Genomic DNA, 26,915 nt, shown 5'->3' with positions numbered 1-26,915 from the left:
GAACTCAGCCAGAGTTTCCCGCGACCCGGGACCAGCGGCAACATCTCGATCGGACGGGGTCACGGAAGCGACCCTCTGAGCTCTCCCAAACGTGTCATGAGCTCAGCCAGCGCATCGGCGCTCCGAAACACCGAGATCCCGGCGACTCCCGCCGCTCCCGTGCCCGCCACCTCGGAGGCGCGGCGCGCGTCGATCCCACCAATCGCAAAAACTTCCACGCTCGCACATTCGACGACCTCCCGTAGCCCTTCGACTCCGGTGCCCGGGTGCCCGGGTTTGGAAAGCGTCGAATAAATCGGTCCGAATACGACGAAGCTCGCGCCCTCCCGCGCGGCGCGAATTGCCTCATTCGGGTTGTGCACCGACCTCGCGACCAGAAAGCCGGGTGGAGCCAATTCCCGGACCGAGCCGGTGGGAAGTCCAGATGCCGGCAAATGGACCCCTCCCGCTCCCGCCGCGAGCGCCACGTCGAGCCGATCGTTCACCAGGATCCGCTCGCGTGCCTCGGGAAAGGCATTGAGGACCGCGACGACGAGCGATTGGAGCTCGCGAGCGGTCTCGGTCTTGCGGCGAATCTGGACGAGGTCGACCCCGAACTCGAGAGCGCGTCCGATTTGCTCCATCAGCAATTGATCGGCCGCGTCCCCCGTAACCATGTAGGTTCGGAGTCTCTTCGGATTCCGCGGAACCAACGCCTCGCCTCGAAACGACGCGCCTCGTCAGCTTCTGTCTTCCGTCGCCACCAGCGTTTTTCTCGGCCGCTGCGCCTCGGAGCCGGTCTCGGACCTCTCACGGCCCTCGCGCGCCGGTTCGACACCGCGCCCCCCAACGACGGTTTCTTGCCTTCGGACGATGACCTCTCTCAGCGCCATGTAGATGTTCGCCAGTCCCAGACCCGCCACCGCTCCCCTCAGCACGGACGACAGCATGATCGGACGCAGGGCCGGCAGGGTTTCCAAGAAATAGTTCCGTTCCCACATCACGGACCATGGGACGAGAATGAGAAAAATCCCGATCTCGAGACATACGAGAACGTACAAAACGAAGTGCTGACGTTCGCCCATTTCCCTCAGCCTCTGACGTAACTTGATGGGCGAACGACCTCGCGCTCCCGCGTGGTGCGGAGCAACGGTCGATCGACGCGGGTGGCCGAGAGCGTTCGCTTCGGCGCGAACAGCGTTCGCCTACGGCGGCTCGGCGGCATAATGGCGTGCCCTGATTGAAGACAGAGGCCGAAGATTCGAGCGGACCAAGGGGTGACTATGACGTGGCTCACGACCCCCCGGCGAGAAGGATTCCCCGATTCAAGACGACGAGCCTTCACTTCTGCGCGGCCTGAAGCTCACGGAGACGGTCCTTGACGTCGCGAAAGGAGGCGTTCTCTTTGAATATCTCCAAGTACAGCGTGAGTGCGCGCTCGGGCTCGCTCGCCGCCTCGAACGCTTGCGCGAGATCGTAGCGCAGCCCGTGATACTCCTCTTCCCTTCGATTCGGTATGTCGAGGCCTTTGGAGAACCACTTGATCGCGATCTCCGGCATCCCTTTTTCCATGAAGCACAGACCGAGCATGCTGTAGCATTCGAGACCTCGGACCTCGTCTTTCGCCGCGAGCTGAAACTCGGCGATGGCCTCATCGAGCAATCCCATCTCCTTGTAGGCGATTCCCAGGTTGTATCGGGTATCGTAGTCCTCGGTGCCGAGCTGCTTTTCGACACCTTTCCTGAACTCGCGAAAGATCTGGTCGAGCCCGGGGTCGGTGAGCGGTCCTTCGGGCTCGATTTCCTCATCCTCGACCGCCACATGGGTGCCAAATATCTCGTCCGACAGCTCCGACGCGAGGTCGATGAAATCTCCGTCGTCGCTGCTGCCTCGCGCGGGCGCGAGATCTGCTGGCACGGTCGCATCGAGCAGCGATTCGATCCCGGAAACCGCGGAAGGTTCTTCCTCCAAAGGAAATGCCTGCTCCGAGGGTCCCGGGATTTCATCGGCGCGCGCGCCGGAATCCGCCGCTTCGGCGATATCTCCGATTGCCAGCGGGCGACGTTCGGAAGCCTCCCGGGCGATCTGCTCGACGGAAAAGCCAACCTCCTCGATCTTCGAAAGCACGCTCGCGTCGTCCGGGTGTTGTCTCAGTAGCTCCTTGAGCGTGTCCCGAGCGTCTTCGTACAAGCCGAGCGCGATGTACTCGTCCACCTCGGTGAGCTCGCTTGCGATCGGGCTCGCTTCGACCGCCGACGCGGGCAAGCGCGCCGCGGCAGGTTGAGACGGAGACTCGAACGGCTCGGGCTCTCCCCAGTCAGGGATTTCGATGGCATCTTCGATCGCGGTGACGTCCACCTCGACATCGGAATCATGCTCTGCTAACTCTGACGAGGTATCATCGAGCCTCGCAACCGGCCGGTGTTCGGGAAGCGTCTCGTCGTCCGCCTCGGGAAGCGCCACCGTATCCGGAATCTCGACTTCCACTTCGTCCTCATCGCCAAGATCCACAGAAAACTCTTCCGCCACTGGAGCTTCGGGAACGTCGTCCTTCTGAAGGGTGGGCTCGGCTTCGGCACCGGGCGCTTCCTCGATGACGAACGGAATGTCGGCAGAGGAAACATCGAGGTCGACATCGACCTCCGATTCACTCAGATCGTGCTCGCCCGCCGTCTCCGCTTCCACCGGCGCCAACTCATCGGGGCCGGAATCGGTCTCGTCGATCGAGACCTCGAACCCTTCGGCCTCGACACCGATTTCGTCTCCAATCTCGGGGCGATCTTCGGAGAGATCCTGTCCGGCAGAATCAACCTCGATCCCGAATGCATCGGGATCGGCCGATAGATCGTCCATCGAGAAATCGACCGCTGTCTCGTCGACCAGAGCATCGTCGACCGATGCAGGCAACTCGTCGATGGATGACTCTTCAGCGGAATAAGGACGGTCCGAGTCGATCTCGATGCCGTCATCGAAATCCGAATCCTCTTCGTCGGAAAGAGTGAGCTCGATCTCGTCATCGAGAGCAAGCCCGGCGCTCGTTGCCGCGACGTGCGGTGCGTCTCGCGCTGCCAGATCCGGATTCAGCTGAGAGGCGCGCCCCCTCGCGGATCGAGCCTCTTCCGGCCGCTCGAGCCTTTCGTAGACATCGGCGAGATTGAGAAGTTGTTCGGCAGCCTGATGCGTCATTCCGTGCTCGACGTAGATCTCGATGAGTTTCGCGCGGGATTCGATATGAAATCGGAAACTCTCGAGGACATCGAGAAGCTGGTCGACCGCCTTCTCCACGAGACCGTAACGAACGAACACCTCGGCCTCGGTTAGTTTCTCTTTGATGTTCTCCTCGTCCTCCTGCGTGAGCTCGACCACCTCCCCCAGATCGAAGAGCGCCGGGGAGGTGTTGACCGCTCTGGCCGCTTCGTCTGATTCGACCGGCTCGTTGGCCTCGCCGAACTCGGGAATCTGCGTGGACAACTGCTCGAGGCCGCTGAAGTCTGGCAGGTCCACTTCCTCGTCGACCGGTTGCGGCTCGACGACCGATGGAGCCTCGGGGGCAGGGCGGCCGATCTTCGACTTGAGAAACTTGAGCCGGTCCTTGTGCTGGGCGCTCTCGGGGTCGATCTCGACGAGCTTCTCGGCAACCTGAACGGCCTTCTCGAACTCTCCGGCACGACCGTAGGCCTCGCAGAGGCTGTCGTATGCCGCGATACGGGCCGACTCCTGCTTCAGGATCGTCTGCACTTCGGCAAGTTTCAGCAGGGTATTGATGTGATGCGGGTCCTTGCCGAGTATCTTTTGAAGCAGGCCGGTGGCCTCCTTGCCTTCACCATCCGCGACCCGCGAATCCACGAGAGGGGACAGCTCTTCGAGCGCGCTGTCGAGCGCTCCTTGAGCCAGTCGAAGGTCGACCAGCCGGAGGACGTTTGCCGGGTTCTTGGGCTCGAGGTCGATGAGCTGCTTGAAGACTCCCTCGGCATCGTCCACGTTGCCCGAAGCCAGGTAGGCCTCTCCCAGGATTGCGAGAAGGCTCCCGTCGTCGGGGAGGGACATTCTCAAGCCTTCGAGCGTTTCCACCGCTTGATCGTGTCTTCCCTTCAAGGAGAAAGCCTGGGCGAGCTTCACTTTCAGTGAGGGTTCGTTCGCGGCGCGAACGAGCCCCTGTTCGAGAATCTTGATCGCGTCATCGACCTGAGCCTGACCGATCAACTGGTCGGCGATCCCGACGTACTCTTGGGCCGCCTCGGTGGTCCTTCCCGCCTTGGTCAGGAAGTCGGCATAGCGATACCGGATCTTCAAATCCTGGGGATCGATTTCGGTGAGCTTCTTGAAGATCTCCGCGGCGAGGCGCTTGTGTCCCTGCTTGTTGTAGAACTCGACGAGCGTATTGTAGTGGTGCTTGGCCTCCATCAGGAGGCCCTCTTCCGCCTGGAGCTCGGCGAGATTGCGCATCGCCGCCTCGTTGTTGGCGTCTAGGCGGAGAACCATCTTGTAAGTCGCGATGGCGCGAACGTTGAAGCCGTCGCGTCGGTAGTGACCGGCAACGATCGAGTACTTCTTTATCGCCTCGTCGTTTCTATTGATGCGGGCATAGAGGTCGCCGACGGTTCGAATGATGTTCCAGTCCTTGGGGTTCTCCCTCAGCCAGGTTTCGTACTCCGCGATGGCCCGGTCGATGCGGTTCTTGCGGATGTAGTTGTCGGCGGCTTTGAAGATACGATCCTTGTTCAGCGCCATGGATTCACGAATTCGCTAGAGCCCCTACGGCTATCGAAGTAGCTTTCTCCACGGGACGCTCTCGCTTCAAACTGTTCGCTTTTCTTTGAGCCGCGCAGCTTTCCCCTTACGCTCGCGCATGAAGTAGAGTTTGGCTCGTCGCACGTCATGTGAGCGGAGCACTTCCACCTTGTCGATCGTCCGGGTATGGAGCGGGAAGATTCTCTCGACCCCGGTGCCGAAAGACATCTTCCGCACGGTCATGGTGGCGCTCGCGCCCTTGCCTCTGAGCGCGATCACCATGCCTTCGAAGACCTGGACACGCTCCTTGTCTCCCTCTTTGACGCGTACGTGAACCCGGACGGTATCTCCCGACCGAAGATCGGGCAGATCGGAGCGAAGCTCGCGAGCGTCCAGCTTGTCGATGACGTTCATGGTGTTCGTTTCCCTTTCATTTTCTTAAAGATCACCGTTCGTCAGGAGCTCGGGCCGACGCAACTTCGTGTCTTCCAGAGCTCTCCTCTGTCGCCAATCCCGTACCGCGGCGTGGTTTCCGGAGAGAAGCACCTCGGGAACTCTGAGTCCCCGGAACTCCGCCGGACGGGTGTAATGTGGATGGTCTAGTAGGCCCGCGCTGAAGGAATCCTCCTGCGCCGAGCGGGGATCGGACACAGTGCCAGGAAGGAGCCGAACCACCGCATCGACGACTACCATCGCTGGAATCTCGCCTCCCGACAGGACATAGTCGCCGATCGAGATCTCTTCTGCGCCTACCGCTTCCCTGAATCGCTCGTCGACCCCTTCGTATCGGCCCGCAACGAGCACAAGGCGCTCGCAAGCCACGAGCCGGGAAATCATTGCCTGGCGCAAAGGTGTCCCTCGAGGAGAGAGAAGCACGATTCTCCTCGACCCTTCGCTCCCTTCCGAGGCGATCGCCTCGACGGCCTCGACGAGGGGCTCGATCTTCATTACCATCCCCGGTCCCCCGCCGTAGGGGGCGTCGTCGGTCGAGCGGTGACGATCTTTCGTCCAGTCGCGAAGATCATGCAAATGAATTCGCACGTTTCCGTTCCGGCGGGCACGGCCCACGACCCCGTGATCGAATACCCGGTGAAACATCTCGGGGAAGATCGTGACGATGTCAATTCGCATTGAGCTCCACCAGACCTTCGGGGGCGTCAATCGCGATCAGACCCGCAGGGGGATCGACACGCAGGCAGATCTCGCGACACAGGGGTACGAGCACCTCGGTTCCACGAGCGTCCCGCACCACCAGGACGTCGGTTCCGCCGGTTGCGAGTACGTCCTCCACGACACCGAGCTCCCCGCGCTTTCGGTCCCAGACGCGCAGTCCGAGAATCTCGAAGTGGTAGAAGCTTCCCTCGGGCAAATCGGCGAGATCCCCTCTGCGAACGTGGAGCTCCTTGCCCCGAAGAGCTTCCGCCGAGCTCATGTCGGAGACGCCCTCGAGCTTCAGGACCGGACGCCCTTTGTGTACCCGCGCTCGCTCCACGCGAACCACCGCGCTGCCCGAGAGTCCCTCGAGATGGACCTCGTCGAGTGCGAGAAACCGTTGCGGAGAATCAGCGAACGGACAGATGACGACTTCCCCGTGCCGACCCTGGGCCTTGACAACGGATCCAACGGCGACGAGGTCGTCCCTGCTGCCCGCTTCTCCCTCTCTTGAGTCCATTACTCGATGATCTCTAGATGAAAACGCTTGCCTAACTTGGTCCCGGCAGCAGAGAGCAGCGTACGGATCGCCCGCGCCGTGCGTCCTTGCTTGCCGATCACCTTTCCTAGATCGTCCTGGGCCACTCTCAGCTCCAGGATCGTCGTTTGCTCTCCTCCTACTTCGGAAACCGAGACTTCGTCGGGATGGTCCACTAGCGCCTTCGCGATGAGCTCCAACAGTTCTTTCATGGCTCCCTCCTGCTAGCACCGCTTCATTCACTCGTTTCCATCGGGGCATTAGCAACGGCGCGAGCGCACCCGCGAATCGCAGAACCGTCGAGCTCAAGCAGGTTTGTTCTTGAGGAAGCTCCTCACGGTATCCGTAGCGGTGGCGCCCTTGGACAGCCAATAGTCGATGCGTTCGCGCTTGAGATCTATCTTCGCCTCCGCCAGCTTCGGCTCATAAGTGCCTACGGTCTCCACGATGCCGCCCGTTCGACCGGTGGACGAGTCCGACACCACCACACGGAATCGAGGGCGCTTCTTGCTACCCCTTCGTGCCAATCGTATCCTCAACATGAGACGGCTCCACACCTCCCTTCCGGACCACTTCGGCCCCTTTCAAATCCCAGACATACGACCCAACAGCCGCCGGAGCTCGCCACCGCTCCGGGCGCCACCCGCCGCCCGCGAGAGCTTGCGAACGAGCTTGCGGGCCTCGGCGAAGCGTCGCAGCAGCCGATTCACATCGGTAACCGACGTGCCGCTGCCGAGAGCGATGCGCCGTCGTCGAGAGGCGTTCACGATGGACGGCCGCAGGCGCTCGCGCGCGGTCATCGAATCGAGAATGGCCTCGAAACGTACGATCTCCTTCTCGTCGAGATCCGCCGACAGCTTCCCCCCGCCAGGAAGCAGGCTCATGAGCTCGGAAAGGGAGCCCATGCGTCTCAATTGCCGCAGCTGCGAGCGAAAATCCTCCAATGTCAATTCCTCGCGCCGGAGCTTTCGCGCGAGCTCGCCCGCCTGTTCCCGCTCGAGTGTGCGTTCGGCGCGCTCGATCAGACCGAGCACGTCTCCCATCCCCAGAATTCGGGAAGCCATGCGATCGGGCTGAAACGGCTCGAGTGCGTCGAGCTTTTCTCCCGTGCCAGCGAACTTGATGGGCACGCCGGTGACGGAAGCGATGGAGAGCGCGGCACCGCCGCGCGCGTCACCGTCGAGCTTCGTCAACACGTGCCCGGTGAGCCGGATGAAACCCGCGAACTCCCTTGCGCTTCGGACCGCATCCTGACCCGTCATCGAATCGGCAACGAACAGCGTGTCGGATGGCTTCGATCTCTCCGCGAGCGCCCTGAGCTCTTCCATGAGCACCGGATCCACGTGGACCCGGCCGGCGGTATCGACCACCAATACGTCGAACCCTCGATCGCGCGACTCGCGAATGGCTTCCGCGGCCCGCGACACGACGTCGAGCGCCTCGGGCTCGATCACCGGCATCTCGAGCTGAGAGGCGAGCACTCTGAGCTGCTCGAGAGCGGCCGGCCGCCGAACGTCTACGGAGACGAGCGCGGGATGGCTTCCATTGTCGCGCAGCCACCCTGCGAGCTTCGCCGAGCTCGTCGTCTTGCCCGAGCCCTGGAGACCTACCATCAAGACCACCCGGGGAAATTCCGAGGAGGGCTCCATCGCCGCCGCCGAGCCTCCGAGCAGTCTCACCATCTCGTCCCGGGTGATCTTGATGACCTGCTGCGGAGCGGTAAGAGACGCGAGAATCTCCTCGCCGACGGCCCTCGCCCGCACTCGCTCTACGAAGTCTTTGGCCACGTTGAACTGGACGTCCGCTTCGAGAAGCGCGAGACGGATCTCCCTCAGCGCTTCGTCGACATGGCGCTCCCGTAGCCGGGGTTGGCCCCGCAACTTCTTGAAGATGCCCTGGATCCTGTCAGAAACCTGATCGAACATGGTCAAGGAGTGCACGGGAGGACGGATCTCCCCTTTAAATGGTGCAACAACTCATGTTAGAAGAGGGTCAGGTCAAAGTCAAGGAGGATCCCGAAAGTTCCGGGGCGCCGTGCGATAGCAGTCTCGAGCTAAAGGGATACTTCAGCCGGGCGGGCTGGGCTGAGGCTTTCATCAGCCTGCTAGACCCGTTCCAGAAGATGGCCGAGCCGTTCTTTCTTCGTCTTCAGATAGGTCGCCGAGACCTCGTTGGCCGGAATCTCGATCGGGACCCGCTCGGTAATCTCGAGCCCATAGGCCTCGAGGGCGATGAACTTCCGTGGATTGTTGGTGAGAAGACGGATTCTGGAAAGTCCGATCTCGGTGAGGATCTGGGCACCGATCCCGTACTCGCGCTGGTCCGCCTTGAAACCGAGCCTCTCGTTGGCATCGACGGTATCCATACCGCCGTCTTGGAGAGCGTAGGCCCGGATTTTGTTCACGAGGCCGATGCCTCGCCCCTCCTGGTGGAGATAGAGCAGAACCCCTTTACCTTCTTCACCGATTCGCTCGAGGGCACGCTCGAGCTGAGGTCCGCAATCGCAACGCCTGGAGTGGAACACCTCGCCGGTGATGCACTGGGAGTGGACCCGAACCAGGACGGCGTCCTCTTTCTTGATTTCTCCCATGATGAGGGCCAGGTGCGTCGCCCGGTCGTTTCCGCTCTCGAAGGCCGCGATCTGAAACGTGCCGAAGGGGGTCGGGAGCGAGGCCTCCGCGACCCTCTTGACGAGTCGCTCGTTGCGCAGACGATACCGGATGAGGTCGGCCACGGTGATCATTTTCAGATCGTGGCGTTTCGAGAACCTCTGGAGGTCTGGCACCCTGGCCATCGAACCGTCCTCGTTCATGACCTCACAGATCACTCCGGCCGGATACAACCCCGCGATGCGCGCGAGGTCGACCGCCGCTTCCGTCTGACCCGCGCGCTGGAGAACGCCTCCGGGTCTTGCCCTGAGGGGGAACATGTGTCCCGGTCGCACGAGGTCGCTGGGTGACGTCGTCGGGTCGATGGCGGCCAGCACGGTTCGGGCGCGGTCGCCAGCCGAGATTCCCGTGCTGACTCCGGCCTTGGCCTCGACCGACACGCAGAAGGCCGTACCGTAGCTGGAGGTGTTCTCCGTGACCATCAGCGGAATCCGCAGCTCGTCGAGTCGCTCCCCGGTCATGGGCATGCAGATTAGCCCTCGCCCGTGCCGAGCCATGAAGTTGATGGCCTCGGCCGTCACCTTCTCGGCGGCGATCGTGAGATCGCCCTCGTTCTCGCGGTCCTCGTCGTCCACGACGATGACCATCTTGCCTCCACGAAAGTCCTCGATTGCGGCTTCGATGGAAGCAAAGCCCGGAAGGCCTCCTTGCTCAAGGCGTTTCATCTGATTCGTCTCTTCCGCCGGTCAGTCGAAGCACGTATTTCGCCAGTATATCGTACTCGATGTGCACTTCGTCGCGCGCTCGCAGCTGGCCGAGCGTCGTGACCCCGAGAGTATGGGGAATCAACATGACTTCGAACCAATCGCCTCCTTCTCGAGTCACCGTCAAGCTCACTCCGTCGAGCGCAATCGAGCCCTTCTCCACTACGAGCCCGGCCGACGGCTTCTCGAGCCGTACGCGAAGGATGTAGTTTTCACGAAGCGGTCCCGCATGCTCGATTCGCCCTACCTCGTCGACATGCCCTTGTACGAAATGGCCGCCGAGTCGATCGGAGGCACGCAGAGGAAGCTCGAGATTGACGGCACTCCCCACGGGGAGCCGGCCGAGCCGGGTGCGACTGAGGGTCTCGGCCGCGACATCGACGCGAAACATCGGGACGGAAACGCTCGTCGCCGTCAAGCAAACCCCCGATACCGCCACACTGGCCCCGACCGAAAGCTCTTCGGCGACGGCCGCGTTCTCGATCTCGAGCTCGAGGCCGGCGCCGCGCTCGTTCCGGACGGCGACCCGACCGAGGGACAACACCAAGCCCGTGAACATTCATCCTTCTCCCAACGAGCCCTCGATCATCCATGCGTCCCCGACACGGGCCCAGCGTGCCTTGCGGAGTGGAATCGCCTCTATTACCGATCGCGCTCCGTCACCTCCTACGAGCGGCCTTGCGTCCCGGCCACCGAGAATGCGCGGGGCGACGTAGAGAACGAGGTGATCGGCGAGTCCGCGCTCGAGAAAGCTCGCGTGGATCTCGCCACCACCTTCGACGAGGAGTCGACTGATACCCCGGGCGCCGAGCCATTTCAGAGCTGCTTCGAGATCGAGCCGGCCCTCGTGCACCGGCAGCTCCACGACCTCGACGCCGAGCGATTCGAGAGGCCGCCGGCGACGTCCTGGAGCGTTGCTGGCGCAAAAAACTACCACCGGTCCCGGGGCTCGAATGAGGCGACTGTCTCGGGGAAGACGCAGGTACGAGTCGAGCACGACGCGGAGGAGCGCCGAAGGAAGCCGCCGATTCTCGGGACGCCGATCGAGCCGTGGATTGTCCTCCAGGACGGTATCGATGCCCACGAGCACCGCTTCGTTCTCCTTGCGAAGAAGTCTGGCGTGGCGCCTCACCTCGGCGGAGGTGATCCACTTCGAGTCGCCGGAGCGAGTGGCAATTCGCCCGTCGAGGCTCATGGCGCCCTTCAACGTCACGAAGGGAACTCCGAGCCGGTTGAGCTTGACGAAGCCTTCGTTGAGCCGCATCGCCTGGGCACGCAAAAGCCCGACTTCGACCTGAACTCCCCGCGAGCGGAGTGCGCGAAACCCCTTGCCATCGACTTTCGGATTCGGGTCGCGCATGGCGGCAACGATTCGGGAAATCCCGCCCCGAACGATCGCGTCGACGCAGGGGGGCGTCCGACCGACGTGGCAGCAGGGCTCGAGATTCGTGTAGAGAGTGGCCCCTCGAGCCGTCTCTCCCCGATGCGTGACATCGTCGAGAGCGACCGCTTCCGCGTGCCGTTCACCGGGACAGACGTGAAACCCCTGCCCCACGACTCGATTGCCTCGAGCGACGACGGCACCGACGAGCGGATTGGGGGCTGCGGAGCCAATGCCGAGCGCGGCCAGGGCCAGAGCTCGCCGGAGCATGCGCTCGTCGTTGTCCTTGGAATCAGCGCGCATCGGAACTCAGTTGGACAAGAGCGCGTCCACGAACGCCTCGGCGTCGAAAGGGAGCAAGTCGTCCATCCCCTCTCCAACACCCGTATAACAGACCGGGAGCCCCAGCTCTCTGGAAACCGCCACGACGACTCCTCCCTTCGCGGTGCCGTCCATCTTCGTGAGCACGACGCCCGTCAGCCTCAGGGCCGTCGCGAACTCCCGTGCCTGGGCGAGACCGTTCGTACCTATGGTCGCGTCCATGACCAACAAGCCCTCGTGAGGTGCGCCAGCTACGACCCGGCCCGCGATGCGCTCGACCTTGCCGAGCTCTTCCATCAGTGGCCGCTTCGTATGGAGACGCCCCGCCGTGTCGATGATCACTTCATCGGCACGCCGCGAGACCGAAGACGTGAGCCCGTCATGAACCACAGCGGCCGGATCTCGGCCGGGCTCGCCGGCGAAGATAGAGGCTCCAACGCGCTTCGACCAGAGTTCCAGCTGTTCCTTCGCGGCGGCGCGGAACGTGTCGGCCGCGATGATGACGACTCGCTTGTCCAGCTCGACGTACCGCCGGGCCAGTTTCGCGACCGTGGTCGTCTTACCCACTCCATTCACCCCGGCGACGAGAGTCACCTTCGGAGGAACGATCGACCCGACCTCAGCATGGCTCGGCGCTCGTATCACGTCGAGAAGCTCTTCGCGCAGGCTCGCGGGAAAGTCGCCGCGAGCCCTTACCCGCTCCAGGATCTCGGTCGTGGCCGCGAGACCCAAATCGGCGAGTATCAGCGATTCCTCGAGCGCTTCCCAATCCGGCTCGACGAACGCGCTCGACGCCAGCCCAAGCTTCTCCCGGGTGCGTGCGAGCGACGTCCGCAAGCGCTCTCGAATGCTGAGACCGGCCAAGACGAGACTGAGTACTCCGTACCGTGATTACGGTGACGAATCCGAAGCCATTAACCTTCTATGAAAAAACGAATCGAGTTTAAGGGGAGCTGCCTTTCAGGCTGTCCAGATTGCGCAGTGCTGCCAGCCCGAACGGAGAGAAGCGGTCCGCTTCCACGACCCGCCGATAGAATTTGCGCGCCTCTTCCAGATCTCCCCGATTGGCATGGATTTGAGCGAGCTGAAACAGGCTCTCCACGTCCCTGTCATCGAGCTCCACGGCACGAGCAAAACTCGTTTCCGCCGCCTCGAGGTCGCCCAGAGCGAAATGAACCCGGCCGAGGCCTCGATAGCCGAGCGAAAAATCCTCCTGTTTCTCCACGGAACGCCGGAAGTGCATCAGCGCAAGCTCGAGATTACCGTCCTCGAGGTACAGGTTCCCGAGGTTGTATAGCGCCTTTTCCGGAGTGGGATAGTCGGGGTTTCGCACCACCCGAGTGAAGGCCTCGAACGCCTTCTGTCGATCACCTTGCTCGGCATAGACCATCCCCATGTTGTTGTAAACGTCGGTCAGCTCGGGGTTGAGCACGATAGCCTTCTCGAACGCTTTCAAGGCATCGCCAAACTTGCCGACCGCGGCGAAGGCCAACCCCAGCGAGTTATGGATGAAAGGATTCTCGCCGTCGAGCTTGATCGCGGACTCGTACTCCTTGATGGCCCGCTCGTACTGCTGCTCCTGATGGAGGAGTTTCGCGCGATTGAAGATCCTGAGCGCCTCCTCGATCTCCTCGTCAGTCTGCGTCCAGCCGGTGGACGCGAGCAGGGCAAGCGAAGCCAGGCCCACCACCAGAGGAATGATAGCCTTCCTGCCAGCCATCCCGTTACCTCCTGAGTTTGGAACGCGTGTATCTTATCGTTATTACCAAACGCGATCCATCAAGGCGGGGGCTGGCCCGATTCCATCGTCCTCCACGGCGACGGACGAGCCGGCGCGCGACGCGACTACGGGAGCCCGAGGTGGCTCGGCGACGAGAGCAGGACCGAGCTGAGGGGCGGGAAGCTCGACCTCCTGAGGTTGGACTCGTTTCCTCTCAGGGGGGGGTACCTTCTCCTCCAAATAGGTCTTGACGTGAAGATTGGGGCGAACGAGCCCTTCCTCGTATGCGGTAATCAGGGCTTCGACGAAGTGGGCCTCGAATTTCTTGCCGATGAAGCTCCGCATGCGAGCAAAGACGTAAGTGATCTCCATCGCCTTCTGATAAGGGCGGTTGGTCGTCATGGCGTCGAAGGTATCGGCAACGCTGACGATCTTGGCCATGAGGGGAATCTGCTCGCCGGTCAAGCCCTCGGGATATCCGCTCCCATCCACGTTTTCGTGATGGTACTTCATGCCCGGGATCATGGATTTGAGCTGAGGGACGTGCTCCATGATGGCCGCACCCTTGGTCGGGTGGGTCTTCATGATCTCGAACTCCTCGTCGGTGAGGGGGCCCGCCTTGCCGAGGATACTGTCCTGGATGCCGATCTTCCCCACGTCGTGCATCAATGCCGCGATGCGGATCGTCTCCACGTCCTCCTCGGGAAGCTTGAGGACTTTGGCGATGGTGGCCGAGTAATGGGCGACGCGCTCCGAATGTCCCGCGGTATAGGGGTCCTTGGCGTCGATCGCCGCCGCCAGCGACGTGACCGCGCCCATGAACATCTCTTTGTTCTCCTGCGCCGCCCGCCGCAACCGCTCGATGAAGCCGCGGATCTCGGAGACCATGAAGTTGAAGGTCTCGGCAAACTCCGCGATCTCGTTACCGCTCTTGATCGCAATCTTCTGTGAAAAGTCGCCCGACGCGAGTCGCCGAGCACCCTCGGCGAGCTCGGCGATTGGCCGGGACAGACGTCCGGCGAAAACGACGGCCAGGACGACCGCGAGTGTCGCCGCCAGCACCGCGATGAAAACGCTGTCCTTCACGATCTCGCGAACGGAGAAGAACACCGCCTCTTCCTCCGCCTGAACGATGGCTCCCCAGCCGAGCGTCCTCAGGAAGGGGACAGGAGAGCCCAAATCGCCGATCGGCGTGTAAGTGCCGAGCATCTGTTTCGGATTGCCATCCTGGAGGAGCTCGAAATTGACCGAGCCACTCGCCTGTCCCCTCGACTCCTGGAAACCGCGTACGATCGGAGTCTTCGAAAGATCGACGCGATTGAAGAGCGTCTCGGGGTCGGAATGGGTCACGAGGCTTCCATCCGCGTCTACGACGAAGACGCTCCTTCGGTCGTTCCCCTTCTGTTTCACCATCTCTTCGATCGGCTTCAGACTCACCATCGCGGAGATGACGCCCTCGACCCAGGGCTCGCCTTCGCCTCCGTAAGAGGCGCGCACCGGCGCCGACATGATGACCACGGTGTCGAGCAGCGGCTCCGAGATGTGAGGGCGGGACACCCAGGTCCGTCCCGAGAGTCCCTCGACGAGCGACTGCCTGAGCGACCCCTCGATGTCGGCGTCATCGAGCGAGTAGCCCGCGTTTACGAATCTTCCTTCCCGGTCGAAGACGGTGACCGAACGAATTCGATCCTCCTCGATGAAATCGATCAGGGCTTCGGGGGTGACCGAGCGGACACGCGCGCGAATGGCGCCGGGATCCGACGCAATCTCGAAGGTCTGAGCGATCGCCTCGAGCTGATTGTGCATCGACTGGAGATAGAGCCGCGCTTGTTGCGCGATCGATCGGGTCTGATCGATCTGGAGGAGTCGTTCCGATGCCTCGAGCGCTTCTCGGTTCCTTCCCACGAGCCACAACGTGGTGATCATCAGAGGCGCAAGACCGGCAACGAGCATCAGCAGCATCAGGGAATAGAGGATCTTTCCCCGCCGCCGGATGCGCGCCCTGGCCCGCGGAGCGATTTGGAATCGGCCTCGTCGGCCTGGGCGCCGGCTAATGGAGCTCAATGGACCTTCTCCCCGATCACTTCGTAGACTCGCACGCTCTCCTTTCGGCCCCGGAGGGCAACGGTTCCCATGTCCTTGACCTCGAACTGCCCTTTGACGAGCTCGTAGGTTCGCTCGCCGATGACGATCTGATCCGCCCCGGCAACCATCGACTCGATTCTGGAGGCGATATTCACGGTGTCACCCAGAACCGTAATCTCCTTTCGCTTCATCGAGCCGATGGGACCGGACAAGACCGGCCCAGTGTTTATTCCGGTACGGACTCTTATTTCGGCCCCGCCTCGCTCAACATTGAGCTCGTTCAAGCGATTTCGCATTTCCAGCGCCACTCGAACCGCACGCACGGCATGATCCGGCTGAGGGTACGGCGCACCGAACACCGCCATGATGCAATCGCCAATGAACTTGTCTAGTGTACCGTCCGACTCCAGAATCGGCTCCGACATACGAGAAAAAATCTCGTTGAGAAGCTGTGCCACGCTGGGTGCGTCCATGCTCTCGGCGAGGCGCGTGAAGCCGACGATATCGGTGAACAATACCGTCGCTTCGAGCTCTTGCGCCTCTTTCTCGCCTTCAGAAAGTATGCGCGTGGCTACCGCCGGGGAAAAATACTTCTCCAGACGCTCTCGCGCGATCTTCTCCTCCTGTACCTTCTTGTTCAGGCTCGCCTGCTGGATCGCCACCGCCGCATAGTTCCCCAGGGCAGTGAGAAGCTCGAGATCGTCGGGCGTGAACGTCTTCGTCTGCATCGGGCTATCCACGTGGATGATGCCGATTACCGCGTCTCCTCTCCAGAGAGGCACACACATCGCCGATCGAATGCCATGGAAACGAATGCTGTCGCCTGCAGCAAAACGTGGGTCGACCTGGGCGTCCGAGGTGAGGATCGCGACTCGGTCCTGCACGACGCGATCGGCAATCGTCTTGCTGATCGTGATCTTCTCGTCGGGCCCGTGGCGGTGGTGGACGACCTTCGGTTTCAGGTTGCGCTCCTCGTCGTAGAGCATCAGAAACCCGCGGTCGGCGGGGATGTGCTCGAAAACGGCATCCATCACTCGGGCGGGTACTTCCTCCGGCTGCGCGGAGAGCAGCGCCTTGGCGAGCTCCGACAAGCTCCGGAGAATCCGATTGATCTTTCCGAGCTCCCCCGCTTCACGCGAAAGCTCGGGGGTGCTGACTGCAGAGCGAAGTCCGGCCTGCGAGTGCGCGCCGGTATCACCTTCGAGGATATACTTCGAGAGCTCGCCGACGCTCCGGATCACCGTGCCCGCTTCTTCGAGCATCGGCTTTTCCTCGTCGAGAACGACTTGTTCGTCCAGGGTCTTGCGGAACTGGACGAGGAACTTACCGAGAAGGATCTCATCTCCGTCGTTCAGAATGACGTCGAGTACTCGCATCCCATTGACTTGAGTACCGTTCTTGCTCTTGAGGTCGACAAGCCGGCAATGGTCTCCATCGACCACCACCTCGGCGTGCCGGCGAGAGACGCCGAAGTCCTTGATGACGACGTCGCATTCCGGAGACCGGCCGAGAACTACACCCTCGTCGCTGATCGGTACGACGTGCTCGTTTCCTTCCTCTAAGAAGGCCAGCTCGAACATGGTATCTGCCTGGTGCGCGAGGGGTGAATCCGTAATTATGATTATAGCAGCATGTTCGGGTAAGTCCCACCGGGCCGCGCCGCTTCTGGACGCCCGAGCGGAAGCCTCTCGATGACGCGATAAGAAGCACCTCGAGGTGAAAGTCGGCTTTCGAACAAAGTCAGTTCCGCGACGCGCATGTGTCCCACGCCGCGATCCGAAAGATCGGAAAGCAGCGGTGTAAGACTCCTCGGGACGCGGCGAAATCGGGCCAGGGTCAAGTGGGGGGCGAAGTTGCGCTCTTCGGGCGCGAAACCCGCCTCGCCGACGAAACGCTCGATCAGAGAACGAAGGTCGAACAACGCCTGGGGAGGGTCGACCACGGCCACCCAGAGGACCCGAGGGCGCCTTGCGTCGGGAAATAGACCGACCCCGCCAAAGCGAAGCTCGAAACCGGGCGAAAGGCGAACCTCGGGCCGGAGCCGGGTGACGAGGCGCGTCAGCCTGTCCTCCTTGGTCTCTCCGAGGAATCGGAGCGTCAGATGAATCTTTTGCGGTGGGACCAACCGAGCGGCGTCGAGCCGTGGAGCCAGCTCCTCGGCGAGCTGGCCGAGGCTCGCTCGAATCTCGGGAGAGAGCTCGATGGCGAAGAAGACGCGCATCGCGTTCATACCCGCTCTCGAATCAGGTGCAGCCTGACGAGATTGAGGGCCATTTGCGACGCCCAGCGCTTCACGTAACTTCTTTCGCCGGGAAAGACGAATCGTTCCACTCGAGCCGCCCCACTCGAAGCTACACCGATATAGACCAGGCCCACGGGCTTCGTCGGAGTCGCTCCGTCGGGACCGGCAATACCCGTAACGCCCACGGCGACGTCCGCACCGCTGCGCTCACGTGCGCCTAGCGCCATGGCCTGGGCGACCTCCGGGCTCACCGCGCCCACACGATCGATTAGCTCGCGAGCAACGCCCAGCAGCCCCACCTTACTCTCGTTGCTGTAGGTCACGACTCCCTGATCGAAGTAACGACTCGATCCGGGAACCTCGGTAAGGCGGTGGGCGATGAGCCCACCGGTGATCGACTCGGCAATCGCGAGCCTCTGGTCGCGCTCGAGCAAAAGGCGACCGACCACCGCCTCGAGGCTTTCGTTCGCCTCGGTGAAAATGGCATCGCCCAAAGCCCGTCGAATTCCCGTCGCGAGCTCCTCGTTTCTCCGCTCCGCTTCTTCGCTCGATTCTGCGCTCGCCGTCAGTCTGATTTCCACCTCACCGGCGGATGCCAGGATCGTAGTCATCGGGTTGGTCGAGTCACGATAAACGTCTCCGATGGCCTGCTCTACGACCGATTCGGGCAATCCCGCCACCGTGAGCTTGAGCATGCGGTAGAAAATCCCGCGGCCGAGCGCAGCGAGACGGGAGGCGAGATGAGTCTCGAACAGCGTTTGCAGCTCGCGTGGGGGTCCGGGCAGAAGAACGACGACGCCCTTGGGGCGCGCGGGAAACCAGAGACCCGGCGCGGTCCCCAACGGGTTCGCAAGAAGCTCGGCTCCCTCGGGCACGAGCGCTTGTTTCTCGTTGACCCGGGGCATCTCGATCCCTCTCCGCTCGAACCGTGAGTGAATCGTGTCGAGCCAGGCGCGATCGACGGACGCCCCGACTTCGAATGCTCGCATCAGCGCCTCTCGGGTCAAGTCATCGGAGGTAGGTCCGAGCCCTCCGCTCACGAAAATGATGTCCGCGCGCTCCAGGATGTGACGCATCGTGTCGGCGATCGCATTTTCGTCGTCACCCACGACGGCACGGAGAACGACCGGAATTCCCAGAGCTCCGAGGTGTTCTGTCAGGTAGGCGGCGTTCGACTCAATGCGTCCGGGAGCGAGCAATTCGTTCCCCACGTTGAGGATGCCGGCTTTCATGCGTTCATTCCGTCACGCGGTCTCCGCATCGACCTTCGGCGAGACTCGCAGGGTGCGGTACCGCTTGACGGTTACGGTACCCGGTGGAGCCCCTTTGAGCTTGCTCACGTTGCGGCGCTCGGTGACCATCACCTCGACCCGCGAATCCTGTCTCGCCTTGCTGTAGTAGGCGGCGACGCTTGCCGCTTGCTCGACCTCCTCGTCCGCCGGACCGACGGAAGCGGCTTTCAGGATGACGTGCGCCCCCGGCATGCCGGCGACGTGGAACCAAAGGTCGTTCGGTTGCGCGATTCGAAAAGTCAAAGCCTCGTTTCCTCGCGACGAACGGCCTACCAGGATCGTGCCCCCGTGCCCGGTGGTGAAGCTCCTGGGCAAGAGCCGGGTCCCCTCCGTTTGTCGCTCGGGGCGCGCGCGTTTGCCTGCGGGGACGATGAGTCCTTCCTCGATGGCTTCGAGCTCGAGCTGCTCGACCTCCTCCTCGGCCCTCACGTCGGCGAGCGCCACCTCGGTCTCTTCCAAGTATCCGATGAATTGCTCGAGCTCGCGGATCCGTTCGTCGAGGACTCGTGCCGCACGTTCGGCTCGTCGTGCCATGGCAAAGTATCTCTCGGCGTTCGACGCAAGGCTCCTCCTCGGGTCGATCTCGATCTCGATCTCGCCTCCGACCGGGTCGAAAGAGTCGGGGACGGCAACGGCATCGGCCCTTATCCGCCGCGCCCGGGAGAGTCCGGCAAGAAGCTGTTCGCCGAACCGGCGGTGCTCGGAGGCGGTCCGAGCTCCCTTGCGCTGCTCGATGAGCTTCTCACGCAGCCTCTGGGTCTTCGCGAGACTCCTTTCGACCGCCGACGCGAGTCGTCGATATCGACGCTCGAACCGTCGTCTCGTGTTTGCTAGCTCGACGGCCTCGGCGAGCGCCTGGTTGAAGGTCCCAAACGGGCGCCCGACAAACGCATCCCTCCGGCTTTCGAGGCTTACTGGAGACAGCAGGACTTCGTCATCGTTGACGTACATCATTGGGGACGGCTGGCGCAATCGCTCGATCAAGCTGGCGAAGGCACGGGATGCGTCGATACCGTGTCGTTCCATGAGCCATCGCAATTCCGAAACGAGCAGCGGAGTCAGGCCGCTCGCCGAAAGGAGCGAGTCTTTCGAGCTCGTTGTCCGGCGTTTCTCGAACTCCGCCACGGACTCGGCAAGGGGCGAGGCCTGAGGGGGCGGTGGGCAGGAGACATATGACTGCCCTGGCTCGAGCCGTTTCGGCCCACGAGCGAACGCCTCGATCACCATTCGCGACTCGGCGTCGACCACGTAGAGAGCAACCCGGGAGCCGGCGACTTCCAGTACGACCTCGGTCCGGATCTTTCTTCCGCTCAGCCTCGTCTGCTCGAGCGATAGCGTTACGACACGATCGACGTCGGATATGGCGAAGTCGACGACACGATAGCCCGATAGCCACTTCTTGAGGCTCGCGGCAGGACGCAGCCCCGCGGGCGGCTCCCCTCGATAAAACCCCGCGACCTCACGCTCGAGGCTGACGACGAGCGCGCTGGGACGCTGCAGGCTTGTCTCGAGGACCACCACCGAAGCCTCGGGGTCGAAACCTGCCGAACGGACGACGCAGCCGATTACCGAGTCACGGTGCTCCCTGACCAGCCCCGTCAGGAACAATCGATCCAAACCCGCTCGGGACAGCGCGAGGCTCAGCCGCGGACGACTTTCGTTCCCGCGATCCGATCGTGCCAGCCTCGGCGCTCGGGATCGGTCCAGAGGCCGATGAAACCCGCACCGAGCGGGAGGGCGGCAAGCAGGGCGCCGGCGAGTCGGGAGGCCGCCCGAGCGAACCCCAGGGCCCGACCGCGGCGATCCACGACCCGTCCGCCGGTCAGAAGCTTCCCGAGCGTTTGCCCCGATAGCGCCCAAAAGAACAGGTAGTACCCGGCCGCGAGCACGGCTCCCACCACCGCCATGGCTGCGAGAGCGGAACGTGGCAGCGCGCCGATGCGCTGAGCAACGAGATGCGTCGTCAGGTAGAAGAGCGTCAGCTGGATCGACACGACGAAGACGATGTCGATGACCCCAGCGATTGCTCGCTCTCCGACCGAGGCTGGCCCCAGACTCGCGAACGCTGCCTCCGAGCTCTGCTCCTTTTCCATCGAATCGGTGTCGAGCTCGAAGTTCTCCTCGAACTCGGTGATTGGCTCGAACTCCGCCGTGGTCGTGTCGATGGGCTCCCATTCGCCTTCGGCGCGCAGCTTCCGTGCCGCCGCAGATCCCGAGGGTAACGGAAGCTCACCCGCCTCGAAGAGGCGTCCCGCAGACGGAGTGGGTCGTCGCTTCTTCACGCGCTCTTCGACCCTCGCCCGGATCTCGGCTCGTCGGAGCCGCTCGACTCGCGACTGCTCGTCCTCCTCGGGAGCTTCGGGAAAGATGGAGAGCTGTCGCGCCTCGTCGTCGCGCCTCGAGATCTCTCGGCGTTTCCTCTCCCGGTGCCGATCGACCACTTCCCGGACCTGATCACGCCAGTCCGCCTGCTCGCCACGCGTCTTTCGCCGGGCGCCGCAACCGGGACAAATGACTGCGAGCACGTCGATTTCCGTCCGGCACTCCGCGCAGATCACAGCTTCACCTCGCTCCCGTCGGGGTCCTCCTGTCGTCCCCGAGGGGATCCGGAGCGGCCCGAAGGAGTCTTTCCTCGATGCGAAGGATCAGACCCCTTGCTTCCGCAGCCACCTTCGAGTCACGGTCCACCCGCCCGAGCTCGGCGAGCGCCTCGCGATAGCGTCCTTGTTCGAACAGACGGACACCGTTGTAGTACCGGAGCTCGGCGAGACCCGGCGGCACGGGTGCTCGCCACTGCGAACCGGATGTCGCCGTGATCGCCGTAGATGCTCCGACGCCATCGCTCACGATGGACTCCCAGTTCATGTGCAGGAAAAGTGCGCCCGCGGCGAAGAGGAGACAAACGAACAAAATGAACGCGGCCATCTTCAGGGGAGAAGTGACGGAAGAGCGTTGGCTCCCGGTCCGATCCTTGGTCCGAGACACGCGAAGGAGGAGACCGCGAGATGGCACGTTGCCCATGCCATGCGAGCCGACGTTGGCTTCCGGTCGGGCCGATGGGCGGCGCCCAGTCGCCGCGATCTTCTCCGAAAGGCGCAAGGCCTCCGCGTTTCGAGAGTCGAGCGCGAGCACCGCCCGGACGCTCTGAGAGGCCCGGTCGACGTCACCCCTCGCGAGAAACCGGCCCGCCTCTGCGACCTGAGAATCAAGCTGTCGCTGACGTTCGGCGAGTGCCTCCTTCGCCCTCTTGATTCTCGCCCGCACAACTTGGTTGCCGCGGTCCACGAAGAGGATGCGGGTCCAGACGTGCACCGCCCGCTGGAAATAACCGCCGGCGTACAATTGATCGCCCTGGTTCAGGAGATCGGTGGTCTTCGAAGGCGCCCGACCGTCCTGTGCCAGATCGCGACGCGTGCCTCCCGGCTCGAGCTCCCTTTCCCTTCGGTCCAATATGTCGATCCCGCTTTTTCGGAACTATACTTCCAAACCGCTTACAATGGTAGTGCGATGCTCCCGGGTCGCCGAACGTCGGCGCGACGCTCATGAAACTCGACCCGCTCGTCGAGATCGTCCCGAACGTCAGTGAAGGCCGGAGACGTGACGTCGTTCACGCGATCGCCGACTCGCTCGGTCGGGCCGAGGGCGTATGGCTTCTGGACGTCCACAGCGACCCTTCGCACAATCGAAGCGTACTGACGGCGGTCGTGAGGCCGGGTGCGCTTACGAACGCGGTCAGCCGACTCGTGTCGCCCTCGCTCGAGCTCATCGACATGAGAACCCAGCGGGGCGAGCACCCCTGCATCGGATCGGTCGACGTTCTTCCTTTCGTGCCCCTCCGAGGACTCTCCCCGACCCGGCTGCAAGCGCTCGTCCGCGAAACCGCGAGGACGGTTGCGGAATCGTTCGGGCTTCCGGTGTTTCTGTACGCTGACTCGAGCCCCCGCGGCCATCGGCGGGAGCTGGCGCAGCTTCGGCGCGGGGGCTTCCAGGGGCTCTCGGGGCGCATGGCGTCCGGCGAGCTCGTGCCCGACTTTGGCCCAGGAGAACCTCACCCTACCGCGGGGGCGATGGCAGTCGGGGTCCGGGACTTTCTGATCGCTTACAATGTGAACCTCCGGACCGAAAACGTCGCCGTCGCCAAGGCGATCGCGAGGGCCATCCGCGCTTCGAACCGGGGGTTGCCTCGGGTTCAGGCGCTGGGTTTCGAGCTCACCCCAAGAGGGTGCGTACAAGTTTCCATGAATCTCACCGACTTCCGCGTGTCCTCCCTCGAGACAGTTTTTCGCGCGGTCGAGAAGGAGGCGCGCCGGCACAAGGTAGAGATCGCAGGCTCGGAGATCGTGGGGCTCCTCCCGAGAGCAGCCACCTTCGAGAACATCGTGGAAAGACTCGCGCTCGAGGAGCCGCCTGGTATTCTCGAGGAGAAGATTTCGGAGGCTCATCGAATGCCGTAAGCTTTCATCTTCCGGTAGAGATGGGAACGCTCGATCTGGAGCGCCTCCGCGGTGCGGGAGACGTTTCCGCCATTCTTCTGGAGCGTCTTGAGAATGAAACCGCGCTCGAACGCCTCTCGGGCGCTCGAAAGCGATCGGAAGTCCCCCACGGTCTCGAAGACGTCGCCACGACCGCGGCGGAGAACGTTGGGGAGGTCGCCGACCCCGACCACGTCCCCGGTGATCATGATGACCAACCTCTCGATCACGTTCTTGAGCTCGCGGACGTTGCCGGGCCACTGGTAGGACATGAGCATCTCCATGGCCTCGGGGCTCGTCGTCTTGGGCCTCTTGCCGTACTCGACCGAAAACTCCTCGATGAAATGGGCCACGAGACTCGGAATATCCTCGCGCCTTTCCCGAAGCGGCGGCATGTAGAAGGGGATCACGTTGAGCCGGAAAAAGAGATCCTCTCGAAAACTGCCGGAGGCAATCTCTCGTTCGAGATCTTTGTTGGTTGCCGCGATGACGCGGCAATCGACCTCCACCGATTCCGTGCTCCCGACGGCCTCGAACTTCTGCTCTTGCAGCACCCGAAGCACCTTCGCCTGGGTCTTCAGGCTCATGTCGCCCACTTCATCGAGGAACAACGTTCCGGAATCGGCGCTCTCGAACTTCCCTTTTCGGTTCGAGACCGCTCCGGTGAAAGCACCCTTGACGTGCCCGAAGAGCTCACTCTCGATGAGCTCCTCCGGTATCGCCGCGCAGTTCACTTCGACGAAGTTCCCGTCTTTCCTCAACGATTGCGCGTGGATCGAGCGCGCCACGAGCTCCTTCCCCGTCCCGTTCTCGCCGAATACGAGCACGCGTCCATTCGTGGGGGCGGCTATCGCGATCTGCTTCCTGAGCTCCCGCATGGATGCACTCTCCCCAATGAGGACCTGTTTCGATTCGACTCGTTCGCGCAGGTAGCGATTCTCGGCTTCGAGGCGTCGCTGTCTGAGGGCGTTGTTTACCGCGATGACGGTCTTGTCGAGCGAGAGCGGCTTTTCGACGAAATTGTAGGCGCCGAGCTGAATCGCCTTCACTGCGTTCTCGATGGTGCCGTGGCCGGATATCATGATGACGGCGGTATCGATATCTTTCTCCCGAATCTTGTGGAGGGCCTCCATACCGTCCATGTTGGGAAGCCAGATGTCGAGCAGAACCAGATCGTAGCGACGGGCGGAGAGACGGGCGAGCGCTGCCTCGGCGGTGGCAACGCATTCGACCCGGTATCCCTCGTCCTCGAGGATTCCACGAAGCGACGTGCGGACGCCCGCTTCGTCATCGACGACGAGGATGCGTTCCATAGACGTCATCTCGGCCCGAAGGTGTCGTCGCCTCGGGCTCCGGAACGAGCGGTTTCACGTTCGGCCGGTGCCTTTCCTTTCCCATCCCGGAAATGGCCTAGCGATCTCCACTCGCCGGCGTATCGACGCTCGGCCGAGACGCCGCGGCGCCGGCAACATCCAGGGAGACGTCCACGGGAAGCTCGATCACGAACCGCGCGCCTCTCGGTTCGTTCTCCTCGATGCGAACTCGCCCCCGGTGCTCGGCCACGATTCGCTTGACGATGGCAAGTCCCAGGCCGCTTCCGCGCCTCTTCGTCGAATAGTAGGGCATGAAGAGCTTGTCCCGATCGGCGGGGGGGATCCCGGGGCCGTCGTCGGCCACTTCGACCCGCGCCACTTGAAGGTCCGGATCGAAGTGCGTCGATACCTCGACCCGCCCCTTTCGGCTGTTTGCTTCGATCGCATTGTCGATGATGTTGATGAAGACCCGTCTTATGAGCTCGGGATCCACCAGGACGCGCGGTATGCCTTCCTCGAAGCGCCTCGCGATCTCGAGCTCGGAAAACAGGCCTTCGTAGAGCTCGAGCGTTCCCGAGAGCAAGGGGTTGAGCTGGTGAGCGTCGACGGAAACCGATGGCATCCGGGCGAACTGGGAAAACTCGTCCACGAGGTTCTTGAGAGATTCGACCTCTTCGATGATGGTGCCGGTGCCCTCTTCGACGACCCGGGGAAGCTCGGCCGAACGCGCCCGGAAATGCTTTCGTATGCGCTGCGCCGAAAGTTGAATCGGAGTCAAAGGGTTCTTGATCTCGTGAGCCAGTCGCCGGGCGACCTCGCGCCAGGCCGCCACTTTTTGTGCCCTCAAAAGCTGCGTCAGATCGTCGAGCACCATCAGCAGCCCCGAGGCCTCCTGGTCCGCTCCGGAAACCGTCGTGATATAGACCGAGAGGTGGAGCTCTCGCTCCCCAACGCTTACGTCGACCTCGTCTTCCATCGGAGGACGTCCTTCGACCGGGAGCATCTCATCGAGCAGCCGCCTGAGGACAAGGAGCGTTTCGTCTCGAAAGAGGTCACGATAGTGACGCCCGGCCACCGGGCCGTCGAAGGCGAGCAGCCGCCGGGCGGCTTGGTTCATCCCCGTCACGCACCCCTCACCATCGAGTGAAACGATCCCGGTGGTGATGTTCTCCAGCACCGTTTCCATATACAGTCGCCTGCGGTCGAGCTCGCGGTTCTTGGTCTCGAGATCCAGTCGCGACGATTCGAGCCTCTCCTGGCTGCTCTTGAGCTTGGCCGTCATTCGGTTGAAAGACTCCATCAGAAGACCGAGCTCGTCCACCGCCGGCCCCCTCACGGGTTGATCCAGATCGCCGGCCATCACCCGTTCGGTCGCCTCCACGAGCTCCCCTACGGGGACGGTTATCCTCTTCGCCAGATAGAGCCCGAGCCAGGTAGACGACAGTAGCAGCAGCAGCGACACCATGACGAAGAACGAGAGATAGAGATCCTGGATTGGTTCTTTCTGAGCTTCTGCCTGCTGGTAGACATTGGCATTCTGGTTGACGTCCTCGAGCGTCGCGGCAATCGACTTGGGGATGAAATAGGAAACGACGACCGAGCCGGCGACTTCTTTACTCTCGCGGCGGAAAATCGGCGAGACGTACTGGATGAGAGTGCCGTCGCCCAGGGAATCCTGACGCAACGACTCTTCGCCGCGCAGCCCGGTCTCGGCGAGACGGATCGTCGAGTCCGGATTGTACTGCGGCAGGCCAGGGCGAGCCGAGGTCCAGAGGGCTTGCTCCCGAGACAGCACGGTGATCATATCGAGTCGATACTGGGTAAGGCGCGCTTCGATGGTCCGGCCGAGGCGCGAAAGGCGACCGGGCTCGAGCAGGCCCTCTCGGCTCACGTCGCTCGAGAGCCGTCGGGCATAGGCCGTGGCGTTCTCCTGCTTCTCGTGATAGTAGTGCTCGACGATGTCCTGGGCACCCACCAGCACCTGCTCGACCGGATGCGAGAACCAGCGTTCCACTGCGGTAGAAATCAATCGACTCCCGACCAGGACGATGAGAGCCGAGGGAAGCAGGGCGAATCCGGTAAAGATGACGACGAGCTTCGTCTTGAACTTGGCCCCGCGCACCGACCGCCGTCTCTCGATGAAGAGCTTGATCAGATTTCGTCCCAGAACGAAGAGGAGGACGGCGAGTATCGTGAGGTTCACCAAAGTGAACCCGTAGAGGAAGACTCGTGCGAGAAAGTCTGGCTTGAACGACTCGGATTTGCCGATTAGATAATTGCTGGAGACGCTCACCACGGCAAGAATCAGAACCGTCA

General features: G+C 62.5%; 24 protein-coding genes. 1 reads left to right on the top strand and 23 read right to left on the bottom strand.

The features are described from left to right. Window positions 1-59: 59 nt before the first annotated feature. The 21 genes from VEK15_23705 to VEK15_23605 all read right to left on the bottom strand — a co-directional run bounded on the left by VEK15_23705 (window position 60) and on the right by VEK15_23605 (window position 22,264). Window positions 60-656 (bottom strand): thiamine phosphate synthase, encoded by a 597-nt coding sequence (locus VEK15_23705; GenBank protein HXV63727.1) that lies wholly within the window; start codon window positions 654-656, stop codon window positions 60-62. 63 nt (window positions 657-719) lie between these two features. Further along, entirely contained in the window at window positions 720-1,064 is a 345-nt protein-coding gene (locus VEK15_23700; protein HXV63726.1) for a hypothetical protein, read from the bottom strand. Between the two features lie 256 nt (window positions 1,065-1,320). Then, a complete protein-coding gene (locus tag VEK15_23695; GenBank protein ID HXV63725.1) occupies window positions 1,321-4,710 on the bottom strand; it encodes a tetratricopeptide repeat protein in 3,390 nt (1,129 codons plus the stop codon). A 66-nt stretch (window positions 4,711-4,776) separates the two neighbouring features. Next, complete coding sequence (gene rplS, locus VEK15_23690; protein HXV63724.1) at window positions 4,777-5,124, bottom strand: 50S ribosomal protein L19; 348 nt, start codon at window positions 5,122-5,124, stop codon at window positions 4,777-4,779. A 24-nt stretch (window positions 5,125-5,148) separates the two neighbouring features. Further along, on the bottom strand, window positions 5,149-5,841 hold the full coding sequence (gene trmD, locus VEK15_23685; protein ID HXV63723.1) for a tRNA (guanosine(37)-N1)-methyltransferase TrmD: 693 nt from the start codon (window positions 5,839-5,841) through the stop codon (window positions 5,149-5,151). After that, window positions 5,831-6,382, bottom strand: a complete 552-nt coding sequence (gene rimM, locus VEK15_23680; protein ID HXV63722.1) for a ribosome maturation factor RimM — start codon at window positions 6,380-6,382, stop codon at window positions 5,831-5,833. The genes trmD and rimM overlap by 11 nt, the downstream gene beginning before the upstream one ends. After that, window positions 6,382-6,612 carry a KH domain-containing protein gene (locus VEK15_23675; protein HXV63721.1) on the bottom strand — a complete coding sequence of 77 codons (231 nt, stop codon included), beginning with the start codon at window positions 6,610-6,612 and terminating at the stop codon, window positions 6,382-6,384. The genes rimM and VEK15_23675 overlap by 1 nt, the downstream gene beginning before the upstream one ends. 93 nt (window positions 6,613-6,705) lie before the next feature. Then, a complete protein-coding gene (gene rpsP, locus VEK15_23670) occupies window positions 6,706-6,927 on the bottom strand; it encodes a 30S ribosomal protein S16 (protein HXV63720.1) in 222 nt (73 codons plus the stop codon). Between the two features lie 57 nt (window positions 6,928-6,984). Continuing rightward, complete coding sequence (gene ffh, locus VEK15_23665; protein ID HXV63719.1) at window positions 6,985-8,340, bottom strand: signal recognition particle protein; 1,356 nt, start codon at window positions 8,338-8,340, stop codon at window positions 6,985-6,987. 164 nt (window positions 8,341-8,504) lie between these two features. Continuing rightward, entirely contained in the window at window positions 8,505-9,734 is a 1,230-nt protein-coding gene (locus VEK15_23660; protein HXV63718.1) for a bifunctional 3,4-dihydroxy-2-butanone-4-phosphate synthase/GTP cyclohydrolase II, read from the bottom strand. Further along, complete coding sequence (locus VEK15_23655) at window positions 9,721-10,332, bottom strand: riboflavin synthase (GenBank protein HXV63717.1); 612 nt, start codon at window positions 10,330-10,332, stop codon at window positions 9,721-9,723. Before VEK15_23655 ends, VEK15_23660 begins: the two co-directional genes overlap by 14 nt. After that, window positions 10,333-11,457, bottom strand: a complete 1,125-nt coding sequence (ribD, locus tag VEK15_23650) for a bifunctional diaminohydroxyphosphoribosylaminopyrimidine deaminase/5-amino-6-(5-phosphoribosylamino)uracil reductase RibD (GenBank protein ID HXV63716.1) — start codon at window positions 11,455-11,457, stop codon at window positions 10,333-10,335. 6 nt (window positions 11,458-11,463) lie between these two features. Then, on the bottom strand, window positions 11,464-12,339 hold the full coding sequence (ftsY, locus tag VEK15_23645) for a signal recognition particle-docking protein FtsY (GenBank protein ID HXV63715.1): 876 nt from the start codon (window positions 12,337-12,339) through the stop codon (window positions 11,464-11,466). 79 nt (window positions 12,340-12,418) lie between these two features. Next, window positions 12,419-13,195, bottom strand: coding sequence for a tetratricopeptide repeat protein (locus tag VEK15_23640; GenBank protein ID HXV63714.1), 777 nt, complete (start codon window positions 13,193-13,195; stop codon window positions 12,419-12,421). A 42-nt stretch (window positions 13,196-13,237) separates the two neighbouring features. Beyond that, window positions 13,238-15,259, bottom strand: a complete 2,022-nt coding sequence (locus VEK15_23635; protein HXV63713.1) for an HD domain-containing phosphohydrolase — start codon at window positions 15,257-15,259, stop codon at window positions 13,238-13,240. Next, window positions 15,256-16,860, bottom strand: a complete 1,605-nt coding sequence (locus VEK15_23630; protein HXV63712.1) for an adenylate/guanylate cyclase domain-containing protein — start codon at window positions 16,858-16,860, stop codon at window positions 15,256-15,258. The genes VEK15_23635 and VEK15_23630 overlap by 4 nt, the downstream gene beginning before the upstream one ends. Window positions 16,861-16,901: 41 nt before the next feature. Beyond that, the gene (gene thpR / locus VEK15_23625; GenBank protein ID HXV63711.1) at window positions 16,902-17,510 is read right to left on the bottom strand and encodes an RNA 2',3'-cyclic phosphodiesterase; all 609 of its coding nucleotides are present in this window, start codon (window positions 17,508-17,510) and stop codon (window positions 16,902-16,904) included. Next, entirely contained in the window at window positions 17,507-18,754 is a 1,248-nt protein-coding gene (locus VEK15_23620) for a competence/damage-inducible protein A (GenBank protein HXV63710.1), read from the bottom strand. Before VEK15_23620 ends, thpR begins: the two co-directional genes overlap by 4 nt. A gap of 12 nt (window positions 18,755-18,766) precedes the next feature. Then, complete coding sequence (locus VEK15_23615) at window positions 18,767-20,431, bottom strand: NFACT RNA binding domain-containing protein (protein ID HXV63709.1); 1,665 nt, start codon at window positions 20,429-20,431, stop codon at window positions 18,767-18,769. Between the two features lie 23 nt (window positions 20,432-20,454). Further along, window positions 20,455-21,339 carry an RDD family protein gene (locus tag VEK15_23610; GenBank protein HXV63708.1) on the bottom strand — a complete coding sequence of 295 codons (885 nt, stop codon included), beginning with the start codon at window positions 21,337-21,339 and terminating at the stop codon, window positions 20,455-20,457. 37 nt (window positions 21,340-21,376) lie between these two features. Next, window positions 21,377-22,264 (bottom strand): hypothetical protein, encoded by an 888-nt coding sequence (locus VEK15_23605; protein ID HXV63707.1) that lies wholly within the window; start codon window positions 22,262-22,264, stop codon window positions 21,377-21,379. Between the two features lie 92 nt (window positions 22,265-22,356). Here VEK15_23605 and ftcD point away from each other — a divergent pair, with 92 nt between their 5' ends. Beyond that, on the top strand, window positions 22,357-23,268 hold the full coding sequence (gene ftcD, locus VEK15_23600) for a glutamate formimidoyltransferase (GenBank protein ID HXV63706.1): 912 nt from the start codon (window positions 22,357-22,359) through the stop codon (window positions 23,266-23,268). Here ftcD and VEK15_23595 read toward each other — a convergent pair. Both VEK15_23595 and VEK15_23590 read right to left on the bottom strand, forming a co-directional pair. After that, window positions 23,253-24,599 carry a sigma-54 dependent transcriptional regulator gene (locus VEK15_23595; protein ID HXV63705.1) on the bottom strand — a complete coding sequence of 449 codons (1,347 nt, stop codon included), beginning with the start codon at window positions 24,597-24,599 and terminating at the stop codon, window positions 23,253-23,255. The two genes, ftcD and VEK15_23595, sit on opposite strands and share 16 nt — an antisense overlap. Before the next feature lie 97 nt (window positions 24,600-24,696). Then, a partial coding sequence (locus VEK15_23590; protein ID HXV63704.1) for an ATP-binding protein occupies window positions 24,697-26,915 on the bottom strand: 2,219 nt, incomplete at its 5' end.

This window comes from Vicinamibacteria bacterium (genome assembly GCA_035620555.1).
GTDB lineage: Bacteria > Acidobacteriota > Vicinamibacteria > Marinacidobacterales > SMYC01 > DASPGQ01.
Note: the sequence above shows the minus strand (reverse complement) of the source record. Positions and strands in the feature narration are given on the sequence as shown.